This is a genomic window from Herbidospora galbida (assembly GCF_005233835.1).
In the GTDB taxonomy this organism is placed as follows: Bacteria; Actinomycetota; Actinomycetes; order Streptosporangiales; family Streptosporangiaceae; genus Herbidospora; species Herbidospora galbida.
On sequence record NZ_SZQA01000034.1, the window covers coordinates 1 to 11,478 of the forward strand.

The 11,478-nt window shown below is 76.4% G+C and carries 9 protein-coding genes; 8 read left to right on the forward strand and 1 reads right to left on the reverse strand.

Annotation, left to right across the window (positions count from 1 at the left end; all coding sequences use genetic code 11):
• Positions 1-841: acyl-CoA synthetase family protein (locus tag FDA94_RS29275; protein WP_484083253.1), on the forward strand; the 841-nt coding region annotated here is incomplete at its 5' end.
• A 67-nt stretch (positions 842-908) separates the two neighbouring features.
• On the opposite strand, the gene FDA94_RS29280 is transcribed toward FDA94_RS29275, so the two are convergent.
• Positions 909-3,608, reverse strand: coding sequence for an AAA family ATPase (locus FDA94_RS29280; RefSeq protein WP_246060211.1), 2,700 nt, complete (start codon positions 3,606-3,608; stop codon positions 909-911).
• 223 nt (positions 3,609-3,831) lie between these two features.
• On the opposite strand from FDA94_RS29280, the gene FDA94_RS29285 reads away from it, so the two are divergent.
• From FDA94_RS29285 to FDA94_RS29315, 7 genes are read left to right on the forward strand one after another with little or no spacing between them, the layout of a single operon-like run.
• A complete protein-coding gene (locus FDA94_RS29285) occupies positions 3,832-4,575 on the forward strand; it encodes an ABC transporter ATP-binding protein (RefSeq protein ID WP_170991176.1) in 744 nt (247 codons plus the stop codon).
• Positions 4,572-5,225: an ABC transporter ATP-binding protein gene (locus FDA94_RS29290; protein ID WP_137250301.1), complete on the forward strand. Its 654-nt coding sequence runs from the start codon at positions 4,572-4,574 to the stop codon at positions 5,223-5,225. The genes FDA94_RS29285 and FDA94_RS29290 overlap by 4 nt, the downstream gene beginning before the upstream one ends.
• Positions 5,222-6,034: a branched-chain amino acid ABC transporter permease gene (locus FDA94_RS29295; RefSeq protein ID WP_137250302.1), complete on the forward strand. Its 813-nt coding sequence runs from the start codon at positions 5,222-5,224 to the stop codon at positions 6,032-6,034. Before FDA94_RS29290 ends, FDA94_RS29295 begins: the two co-directional genes overlap by 4 nt.
• Positions 6,031-7,047: a branched-chain amino acid ABC transporter permease gene (locus FDA94_RS29300; RefSeq protein ID WP_137250303.1), complete on the forward strand. Its 1,017-nt coding sequence runs from the start codon at positions 6,031-6,033 to the stop codon at positions 7,045-7,047. The genes FDA94_RS29295 and FDA94_RS29300 overlap by 4 nt, the downstream gene beginning before the upstream one ends.
• Entirely contained in the window at positions 7,044-8,249 is a 1,206-nt protein-coding gene (locus FDA94_RS29305; RefSeq protein WP_137250304.1) for an ABC transporter substrate-binding protein, read from the forward strand. The genes FDA94_RS29300 and FDA94_RS29305 overlap by 4 nt, the downstream gene beginning before the upstream one ends.
• A gap of 11 nt (positions 8,250-8,260) precedes the next feature.
• Complete coding sequence (locus tag FDA94_RS29310; protein WP_137250305.1) at positions 8,261-8,584, forward strand: hypothetical protein; 324 nt, start codon at positions 8,261-8,263, stop codon at positions 8,582-8,584.
• Positions 8,585-8,613: 29 nt separating this feature from the next.
• On the forward strand, positions 8,614-11,478 hold the full coding sequence (locus FDA94_RS29315) for a tetratricopeptide repeat protein (RefSeq protein ID WP_137250306.1): 2,865 nt from the start codon (positions 8,614-8,616) through the stop codon (positions 11,476-11,478).

Sequence of the window (11,478 nt, forward strand, 5' to 3'; positions counted from 1 at the left end):
TCCGGTCGCGCCGCTCGATCCCCGGCTCGTCCGCTCCCGCGCGGGCGACCTCGTGACCCGGTTCGCGCCGGCCGCCCTGCTCGGGGCGCCGGGGGCACCGCCGCCCGGATACCGCGCCGACGGGCGGGCATGGGTGCGCACGGACCCCGGCGCCCCGGTCCACCCGGACCTGGCGGTGGTGCTCCTCGACGGGCCCGGCGGGATGCGGCTGTCCCGCCGGGCCGTACAGGCCGAGGGGGAGGCGGTGGCGCGGGCGCTGCGCATCCGGTCGGGTGAGGCCACGCTGACCAGCCCGCCCCTCTTCACCGGCGCCGGGCTCGCGCTCCTCAACGCCCACCTCGCCGCCGGGGCGGCCGTCGTCGCCGCCGAGGGCTCGGTCGCGGGCGCGGAGTTCTGGGCCGCCGCCGAACGGTGGGCGTGCGGGTCGTTCGCCGCCTCCCCGCGCGTGTTCGCGCTGCTGCACCGGCTCGGCTGGGCGCCCGTCCGGCACCGCTCCCTGCGCACCCTCACCATGGTCGGCGGCGCCCCGCCGGAGGGTTTCGCCTCTCTCCTGTACGGAGTAGCCGCCACCCCGCCCGGCCAGGCCCGCCCCGGCTCGGTGGGCCCCGCCCTGCCCGGCGGGCGGCTGTCGATCGCGCGCGGCGAGGTCGTCTACGAGGGCGACACCGTCGGCATGGGCCCGGCCCGGTCGGCGCGCGACCTGGCCAGGGGCGACGACCTGCGCGGGGTGCTGCGCACGGGAGAGCGCGGCCGGCTCGACGCCGACGGCTTCCTTCACCTCGCCCGCGACCACCACTACGGCGGCCTCTTCGACGCCGCGGTGCTCGACCCGGGCGCCTGAGCGGACGGCCCGCGTGCGAAGGAGGAGCCCCCCACCCGCTCCGTCTTGGTCGCCGCGCGCGGGCCGTTCAGGTGAGCAGCCGCACCAGATCGACCCGTGACCTGATGTCGAGCTTGGCGAAGATGTTGCGCAGGTGGTGCTCGACCGTCCGGGGGCTCAGGTAGAGCTGCGCGGCGACCTCTCTGTTCGTCGCGCCGTCGGCGACCATGCGGGCGATCTGGAACTGCTGGGCGGTCAGCTCCTCGGCCGCCTTCGGCCGGGCCGTCGGCACCGACTCGCCCGCCGCGCGCAGTTCGCTCCTGGCCTGGTCGATCCACAGCCGGGCCCCGTAGCGCTCGAAGGTGTCGAGCGCGCTGTACAGGTGTTCCCGCGCCGCGCCCGGACGGCGGTCGCGGCGCAGGGCGGAGCCGTACAGCAACTCGGTTCTGGCCGTCTCGAACTCGGAGAAGCCCTGATGATGCAGATCGAGCGCGGCGCGGAAGAGGTCGTCGGCCTCGCCCGGCGGGGCGAGCAGGGCGCGGCAGCGCACGGCGAGGGCCCGCCGGTCGGGGCTGCCCGTGCTGTCGGCCCAGCGTTCGAAGACGCGCAGGGCGCGGGCGGCCTGGTCGCGCTCGCCGGTCCGCGCGGCGGCCTCGACGAAGTGCGGGGTCGCGGTGACCTGGACGACCAGATGGGTGTTGCGCACGTCGGCCCGCGCGGTCGGCCGCAGCCGCTGCACGGTGGCCGCCGGGCGGCCCGAGGCCAGGTCGATCTGGGCCAGCGCCCAGTTGCCCAGGGCCCCGGCGATGCTCACGCCGTGCGCGCCGGCCAGTTCGATCGCGGCGCGGGCCCGGGTCTGCACGGTCTCCTCGTCGCCCTGGACCGCGGCCATCATCGACAGCCAGCCGAGGTGCTGCCCGGCGCTGCCGCGCTGACCGGTCTCCTGCGCCAGCCGCAGGCCCTCCGCGGCGTTGGCGGCGGCCGAGGCGAACCGGCCGAGCCAGAACTCGCTGTTGATCGCGAACTCCAGCACCTGCGGCACGGTCGCCACCGCGCCCAGCGCGCGGGCCGTCTCGACGGCGCGGGTGGACAGCCGGAAGGCCTGCGCGTCGTCGCCCAGCATCAGGCTCGACACGGCCGCCCAGACGAGCACCGACGGGCTGTGCACGTGGGGCGCGAGCTCGACGACCCGGCGCAGCGGGCCGGCCGCCTCCCCGTGGCGGCCACGGAACGAGGCGGCCATGCCGGTCAGGTACTCGAACATGAGCCGGATCGCGGGCGGGTCGTCGTCGCGCCGCAGGGTCAGGGCGTCGCGGGCGATGACGACGAACCGCTGGTGGTCCCCGGCCAGATAGCTGGCCTCGGCGGCGCGCACCAGCGCCCGGACCGCCATCGTGCGGTCGCGATCAAGCAGGGAGGAGGCGACCGCGAGGAGTTCGTCGCGGGCGAAGCTGGTCTCGCCGCCGCGTAACTCCAGGCGGGCGCGGATGCTCTCGGCCTGCTGCCGGAGCTCGGCCGAGACGGCGCCGCTGCGCAGCCGGTCGAGCAGGGCGTGCGCGCGGTGGGGGCGGCCTTCGAGGCGGGCGTACTGGGCGGCGGCGGCCAGCCGGGTCGCCCGGGTGTCGCCGCGGGTGCTCAGCTCGGCGGCCCGCTCGTAGGCCAGCGACAGCTCCGGGAAGGGGCAGGGCGACCCGGTCGCGGTGGCGGCGGCCTCCAGTTCGTCGGCCAGTTCCTCGGGCGGCCCGTCGAGGGCGGCGGCCCGGTGCCAGGCTCGCCGGAGCCGGTGGTGGGCCAGCGCTCCGGCGAGCGATCGGTGGGCGCCGCGCCGGGCCAGCAGCGACGCGCTGTGGTAGACCACCGGCCCGGCCGCCGGGTCGCGGAACCGGAACCGGTCGCCGGCGACCTCCACGATCCCGGCCCGCTCGGCCGCCTCCAGCGCGGTGAACGGGTCGCCGTCGAACGCCCGCACCAGCGTGGCCGTGTCGAGGCGCGGATCGGCGGCCAGGAAGAGCAGCAGGTCCCGCGTCGGGCCGGGCAGGTCCTCGATCTGGTCGGTGTACGCCCGCCACAACCGCCCCTCGCGCGGCAGGGTCGCCGGCGGGGCGGCCGTCCCGGCGAGCTGCTCGGGCGTGAGGGCGGCGGCGAGTTCGGTGATCGCGAGCGGGTTGCCCCGGGCGATCTGGTCGAGCGCGGCCCGCAGGTCGTCGGGCAGCCCGCCGGGCACCAGGTCGTCGGTCAGCTCCCTGGCGGCCCGTTCGTCCAGGCAGTCGAGCTGCCGGACCGGCACCGCCCCCGCCCACACGTCGGTGCGGGCGGCCGCGACCAGGGCCACGGGTTCACCGGCCAGGCGCCGGGCGGTGAACAGCAGGGCCTCGCGGCTGGGCGCGTCGAAGTGGTGCAGGTCGTCCACGACCGCGACCACCGGACGGTCGGCCGCCACCAGCGACAGCAGCGTGAGCACGGCGGCCGGGACGACCAGGCGGCCCGACGGCGTCCCCAGGTCGAGGGCCTCGGCCAGCGCCTCGCCCTGCGCCTTCGGCAGCGCCGCCAGCCGGTCGCGCAGCGGGCGCAGCAGGCCGTGCAGCCCTGCGTAGGGCAGGTCGCGTTCGCACGCCACCCCCCGCGCGCGGAGCACCAGCAGGTCGCCCGCCTCGGCGGCGGAGAGGTCGAGCAGTGCCGACTTGCCCGTTCCCGCCGCGCCGACGAGAAGGAGGGCGCCGCCCGACCCGGCCCGCGCGCCGGCCGGCACGCGCCGCAACGCGGCGAGTTCGGCCTCACGGCCCCTCAAGGGGGCGGGTGTGACGTGATGGGCTGCCGGCATCTCCTCAGTGTTACGGCCGCATGTCATCGCTGAAAGAGGGATATGCCGGAAAAGTCGCGACACCTTTCGTCACCTGCGGCGCGCAGGGCAAGACTGGTGATTTCACCGATGCGCGACCCGGTCACCGCTGCCAAGACTCATGCACCGTTCCGTCGGCACGCGACGAGGCGGAGACAAGGCGATGGTGCCCATGTTGGAAATCGGCCGGCTGACCGTGCGCTTCGGCGGCGTCACCGCACTCGACGCCGTCGGCCTGCTGGCCGGCCCGGGAGAGGTGGTGGGCCTGATCGGCCCCAACGGCGCCGGGAAGAGCACCCTCTTCGACTGCGTGACCCGCCGCCGCGTCCCGGACGACGGCGTCGTCCGCTTCGACGGCCAGGACGTGCTGGCCCAGCCGCCCCACCTCGTGGCCGGCTGCGGCATCGCGCGGACCTTCCAGCACCCGACCGTGTTCCCCGGGCTGTCGGTCCGGGAGAACGTCATGACGGGGGCGCACCGGTTCGGGGCCGCCGGCTTCTGGCGGGCCGCCTTCGCCCGCGACGGGGAACGCCGGCTGCGCGCGCACGCCGACCGGGTGCTCGACCTGTTCGGCCTGCTCGGTCTCGGCGACCATCCGGCCGACGGGCTGCCCTACGGGGTACTGAAACGGGTGGAGATCGCCCGCGCGGTCGCCGCCGAGCCCCGGCTGCTGCTGCTCGACGAACCGGCCGGCGGGCTCGGCCCGGAGGAGGCCATGGCCCTGGCGGGCCTGATCGGGGAGCTGCACCGGGCGACGGGGATGACGGTCGTGGTGGTCGAGCACCACATGGAGTTCGTGCTGGGCCTGTGCGAGCGCATCGTCTGCCTCGACCTCGGCCACAAGATCGCCGACGGGCCGACGTACGTGGTGCGCCGGGACCCGGCCGTGATCGCGGCCTGCCTGGGGGCGCGATGAGCGGCCTGGAGGTCGGCGGGCTGCGCGCCGGATACGGGGCCGTGCGGGTGCTGCACGGGGTCGACCTGGTGGCGGGGGAGCGGGAGGTCGTCGTCGTGCTCGGGCCCAACGGGGCCGGGAAGACGACGCTGCTGCGGGCGCTGTCGGGGCTGGTGGCGGCCCGCGGCGTCGTCAGGGTCGGCGGGGCGCCGGTGCTCGGGCTCGCGCCGGAGGAGATCGCGCGGCGGGGGCTCGGGCACGTGACGGAGGAACGCGGGGTGTTCGGGCCGCTGACCGTGGAGGAGAACCTGCGGGTCGGGGCGTTCGCGCGGGCCTGGCCGCGCCGGGGGATCGACGACGACCTCGCGCGCGTGTTCACCTACTTCCCGGTGCTCCAGGCCCACCTGCGGCAGCCCGCCGGGACCCTCAGCGGCGGCGAGCAGGGGATGCTCGCGATCGGCCGGGCGCTGATGGGACGGCCCCGGGTGCTGCTGCTCGACGAGCCGTCGCGGGGGCTGTCTCCCGGGCTGACCGACCGGCTGTTCCAGACCCTCGGGGTCATCGCGGGCCGGGAGGGCGCCACGGTCGTGGTCGCCGAGCAGAACGCGCGGGCCGCCGCCCTGGTCGCCGACCGCGTGCACACCCTCGACGGCGGGCGGCTGGCCGCATGATCGGGCAGGTCTTCCACGGGCTGGGGACCGGCGCGGTCTACGCCGCGCTCGCCCTGGCGCTGGTGCTCGTCCACCGGTTCACCGGCGTGGTCAACTTCGCCCAGGGCGAGCTCGCGATGGTGTCGGCGTACGTCGCGTGGCAGCTCGTCGACGCCGGGCTGTCCTATTGGGCGGCGCTGCCGCTCACCATGGTCGTCGCGTTCGCGGCGGGCGCGCTGGCGCAGCGGCTCGTCATGCGGCGGGACGGCGACGCGGCGCTGATCATGACGATCGGCCTGTACGTCCTCGTCCACGCCCTGGCCGCGCAGATCTGGACCTCGGCGCTGCGCACCTTCCCCAACCCCTTCCCCGGCGGGCCGCTCGGCGTCGCCGGCCCGCTGGGCGTGGTGGCGGTCGTGCTGGCGCTGCTCTACCTGGTGATCCGGCACAGCGGCGCCGGGCTGACGCTGCGCGCCGTCGCCGCCGATCCCCGGGCGGCCCGGCTGTCGGGGATCCGCGTGGGCCGCGTGCACGCCCTCGGCTGGGGCCTGGCCGCCGTCGCGGGGGCGGTGTCGGGCGTGCTGGTCGCGCCGGTGGTGTTCCTGGAGCCCGGGATGATGGGCGGCGCCCTCGTCGCGGCCCTGGCCGCCGCCGCGGTGGGCGGGTTCGCCAACCCCGTCGCGGCCGTCGCGGGCGGGCTGCTGATCGGGGTGGCCGAGACGCTGGCCGGCACCTACCTGTGGGCCGACCTGCGCGTGCTGGTGCCGCTCGCGGTCCTGCTGGCGCTGCCGGCCGTCCGGCTCGGCGGGCTCGCGGGGGTGCGGGCATGAGCGCGGGGCTGAACACGGGCCTGAACACGGGTACGGGTCCCGGCACGGGCACCGGGCACCGCCGCCCGGCCGTCGGGCAGTACGCGGGCGACCGCCGGCCGACCTGGCCCTACCCCCGGGCGACGCTCGGCACGGCCGTCGCCGGGGCCGTCTCGGTGCCGTTCCTGGTGCCACCCTATCCGCTGCACCAGGTGACGCTGGTGCTGGTGTACGTCGTGGCGCTGCTGGGGCTCGACCTGGTGGCCGGGCACGGCGGGCAGATCTCGCTGGGCCACGGCGCGTTCTTCGGCATCGGCGCCTACACCGCCGCGATCCTGCTCTCCGCCGGGGCGCCCTACCCGCTGACGCTGCCGGCGGCCGGGCTGGTCGCCTACGGGCTCGGGCACGCCTTCGGACGGCCGGCGGTCCGGTTGAGCGGGGTCTACCTGGCGGTCGTGACGTTCGCGGTGGCGGTGGCCGTACCGCCGCTGATCAGGCGGCTGGCCCCCGGCGGCGCGATGGGGCTGCCGGTGCGCACCCCGGACGCGCCCTTCTTCACCGGCCTCGACGACGACCAGTGGGTCTACCTGCTCGTGCTCGCCGTCGCGGCGGCCGCCTTCACGCTGATGCGGGCGGTGGTCCGGTCGAACCGGGGACGGGCGCTGGTGGCCCTGCGCGCCGACGCTGGCGCGGCCGAGCTCCTCGGCATGCGGCCCGCGGCGATCAGGGCGCACGCCTTCGCCTGGTCGGCCATGTACGCGGGCGTGGCGGGCTGCCTGTTCACCTGGACGACCGGGTTCGTGGCGCCCGAGTCGTTCACCGTCACGCTGTCGATCACTCTGCTGGCCGGGATCGTCATCGGCGGCCTCGGGACCGTGTCGGGCGCGGTGATCGGGGCGGTCGTGGTGACCTTCCTCCCCGCGCCGGGGCTGGTCTCCGGCCTGGCGCTCATCCTCGTGCTGGCGGTCGCGCCCAACGGGGTGACCGGGCTGGTCCGGCGCGCACCCGCGTTCATCCGGAGGGACCGGTCGTGAGAAGACTCGCGCTCGTGGCGCTGTCGGTGGCGCTGTCACTGGTGTCGGCCTGCCGGCTGATTTCGGCGGAGGTGGTGCTGAGCAGCCCGGCCGAGTGCGCCGGGCAGCGCGCCGACGGGATCACCCCGGAGAAGGTGCTGGTGGGCGGCGTCTATCCGCTGTCGGGCCCCGCCTCGGCCTACGCGGCGGTCGCGCAGGGGGTCTCGGCCTACTTCGCCTGGGCGAACGCGCGCGGCGGCGTGGCCGGGCGCCAGGTCGAGTTCCTCGTCCGCGACGACGGCTACCAGCCCGCCCGCGCCGTCGAGGAGGCCCGGCGGCTGGTCGACTCCGACCGGGTCTTCGCGCTGTTCCAGACGCTCGGTACCCCGTCGACGGCCGCCGTGCGCGCCTACGCCAACCAGCGCGGCGTGCCGCAGCTCTTCGTCGCCTCCGGGGCCTCCGAATGGGGCGAGGCCGCCTATCCGTGGACGATCGGCTTCCAGCCCACCTACGCCGCCGAGGCCCGCGTCTACGCCCGCCACCTGCTCCAGACCCGCCCGCACGCGACGGTGGCCGTCCTCTACCAGAACGACGACTTCGGCCACGAACTCCTGACCGCCTTCGAGGACGCCGTCGCCGGGACGGACGTCCGGGTGGTGGCCCGGCGCGGTTACGAGGTGATGGACGCCGACGTCCAGGCCCAGATGGCGAGCCTGGCCGAGTCGGGGGCGGGGGTCTTCCTCAACGTCGGCACGCCCAAGTTCGCCGCCCAGGCCCTGGCCGCCGACGCCGCGATGACGGAGTGGAACCCGCTCCACCTGCTCAACGGCGTCGCCAACACCCCCTCCCTGATCGCCGCCCTCGGGCCCTCGGCGCTGCGGGGCGTGCTGACGACCAACTTCTACAAGGACCCGGCCACGTGGGAGACCGACCCGGCGGTGCGGACGGTCGTCTCCGCCGTCCGGCGGCACGTCCCCGACGCCGACCCGCTCAGCTCGCAGGTGATGTTCGGCTGGACGTCGGCCGCGGCCTTCGCGGCGGCCCTGGAACGGATGGAGTGCCCCTCGCGGGAGGGCCTGATGGCGGCCGCCCGCGACCTGCGGGACGTCGAGCTCGGCACCCTGCTGCCCGGCATCACCGTCTCGACCGGCCCCGGCGACCCCTATCCGGTGGAGGACCTGCGGGTGTTCCGGTTCGGCGACTCGGGGTGGGAAGCGGTTTAATCGGTTTTGCGATGTCTCACATTCACGTTGACCGCAAGACCCTGGAGGCGGGCGCGGCCTACCGCAACCTGCTCGTGTCGTCGACCGGCCTGGTGCCCGACGAGCCGACGGTCGTGACGACGGGCTGCGGGATCCGGGCGCCCTACGCGCAGACGTCGGTCCGCCCCGAGAGCGTCACCTGCCTGCCCTGCCGCGAGCACGCCGCCGCCGAATACCTGCGCTACGCCGACCAGGTGGAGCGCCTGAGCCGGATGACGGGATCGGTCGTCACCCCCGCCGAGGCCGGCGAGGCCGCGACGTGGGCCCGCGACACGGCCCGGAAGTTCGCGAACTGAGCCACGTTTCGGAGATTCGGGGAGACGTGGTGGTTGACCGGTTGCTGCTCGACGTCGACGACGGGCGGACGACTCTTTCCGCGGGGGAACCCGCCGCTTTCGCCTGCCCGCCCGGCCCGCCCGACCTCCAGTGGTACCTGGAGGACTACCGGCGCGTCCCCTACGGCGTCGGCGCCGCCCGGGGAGCCGAGGCCGCCGCCGGGCTCGCCGAATGGGGCGAGGCCCTGTTCGCGGCGGTCTTCACGACCGACGACCGGCGGGCGGCCTACGAGGCGGCGCGGGCCGCAGAGGGCCCGGTCGAGCTGGTCGTCCGGGGGCGCGACGACGACGTGCCGTGGGAGCTGCTGCGCGACCCCGAGCGCGGCCGGTACCTGGCCCTCGACCAGGTCGCGGTGGTCCGCGCCACGCCCGGAACCGACCCCGGCGAGCCTCTGCCGGTGCCCGGCGAACGGCTGCGGGTGCTCTCGGTGCTGTCCCGGGGAGATCACCCCATCGTCGCCCGCCCGCTGCTGGACCGGCTCGGCGGCGACGTCGACCTCGTCGTGCTGCGCCCGCCCACCGTGGCCCGGCTCCGCGAGGTCGTGGCCGGCTTCCACGTTGTCCACTTCGACGGCGGCGGCCTGCCGGGACCGGCCGGCGAGGTCGCCGAGGCGCTCAGGGCCGGCGACGTGCCGCTGGTGGTCGCCAACGCCTGCCCGCCCGAGACCGCGGCCGCGCTGGCCGAGACCGCCGGGTCGGTGGTGGCGCTGCCCTACCGGCTCGACGCGGCCGCCGCCGCCGACTTCCTGGCCTGCCTGTACGGCCGCCTGATCGCCGGCGACACCGTCACCGCCGCCGTCACGGCCGGCCGCGAACGCCTGGCCGAACGGCCCGACCGCCCGAGCCTGCGGGGGCCGCTGCGGCTGGACGACTGGCTGGTCCCCGTCCACCACCTCCGCCGCGACGCGCGCTTCCCCGAGCTGCTCGACCCCAAGGGCGACCCCGCCACGGCGAGGGAGACGTTCGTCGGCCGCGACGACCTCTTCCACGACCTGGAGGAGCACCTCCACCACCGGCGGGCCGCGCTCCTGCACGGGCCGCCCGGGATCGGGAAGACCGACCTGGCCGAGGCGTTCGGCCGCTGGTGGGCCCGCACCGGCGGGGCCGACCCCGGCGGCGTGGTCCGGCACACCGCCTCCGGCCCCGACGGGGTCGTCGCCGCCCTCGGCCTGCCCCACCTGGGCGCCGAGTTCGCCCGCGCCGACCGCGACCGGCGGCGCGACCTGGTGCGGCGGCTGCTCGGCGAACGGCGGCTGCTGCTGATCCTCGACGGGCTCGACACCCTCGACGACGACGGCCCCGCCGCCCTGCGCGACCTCGTGGCCGACGTCGCCGGATCGGCGCGCGGCGCGGTGCTGATCACCAGCCGCACGCCCGAGACCCGGCTCGGCGACCTGCCCCGGATCGAGGTGGCCGGGCTGAACGCCGAGGACGCCGTCGGCCACGCCGACCGGCTGCTCGCGTCGGTGCCCGGCGCGCCGCCGCGCCGCCAGCGGTGGCTCTTCTCCGACCTGATGGCGGCCCTGGCCGGGCACCCCCTCGCCATGCGGCTGACGCTGCCCCGGCTGGCCGACACCGAGCCCGAGGAACTGCTCGACGCCCTCCGCCACCGGGGGCTCGGCCGCGACCTGCTCGGCGCTGGCGTCCACCACGCCCTCACCTACCTGTCGGCCGACGAGCGGCGGCGGCTGGGCGCCGCGGCCCTGTTCCCCGGGGTGGTGATCACCGACGTCCTCGCCGTGCTGTCGCGGTTCTGGTCGGCCCCCGAATCCTTCCGCGGCCTCGGCCCGGCGGCCTGGCGCGCGGAGCTCGACCGCGCCGTCGCGACCGGGCTGCTCACCCGGGTGCGCGTCAGCACCGAGACCGCCCACGGCCTGGGCACCGGCCCGGCGATGGCCATGGCCCTCGGCATGTACGCCATCCACCCCGCCCTGCGCCCCCACCTGATCGAAGAGTGGCGGGCCGCCGGCCAGCGCACGTTTGACCAGGAGTACGCCACCACCCGGTTCGCCCTCCTGGAGGCCACGGCCGAGTTCGCCGAACGGCTGCACCGGCAGCTCGGCGAGGGCGACGCCGAACTGGCCGACCGCGTGCTTCGGGTCCAGTACGACAGCCTGGCCGGAGTGTTCGGCTCGGCCCTCGACGCCCGCCAGTGGCGGACCGCGCAGCGGATCGCGGCCGTGCTCACCGCGCGCTGGTCCGACGACCTCGACGAGGAGGGGCGGGAGTGGACCGCCCGGGGCCGCCGCGCCCTGGAGTTCGCCGGCGGCATCGCCCCGGCCCTCGACGGCCCGGCCGGGGAGCTGTGGTTCTCTCTAGTGGCCGGTGACGCCGAGCGCCACCTCGCCACCGGCCGCCTGGCCGAGGCGGGCGGCGCCTACCGCGACCTGCTCGCCGCGCTCCCGCAGCGGCCCGCCGGCGCGCAGCTGGCAGCGGTGCAGCACCAGCTCGGCCGGGTGGCGGAGGAGCGGGAGGACTGGGACGAGGCCGAGGAGTGGTACCGCACCTCCCTGGCCACCGGCGAGGAGATCGACTACCGGCCGGTGACGGCCGGCAGCCGCCACGGGCTCGGCCGGGTGGCCTTCGAACGCGGGCGGCTCGACGAGGCCGACCGCTGGTTCCGCCGGTCGCTGGACGCCAACGGGCGTCTCGGCGACCGGCGGATGACGAGGGCCACCTGCCGCCAGCTGGTCAGGGTCGCCGTGGCCCGGGGCGACGCGGAGGCCGCGCTCGACTGGCTCGTGCGCTGCGTCGCCCCGGCCGGGCCGGGCGAGATCGGCGACCGGTGGCGGGAGATCACCGGGGAGCCCCTCCCGCCGCTGGTCCGCGACCTCGTGGCCGAGGAGGGTGGCTGA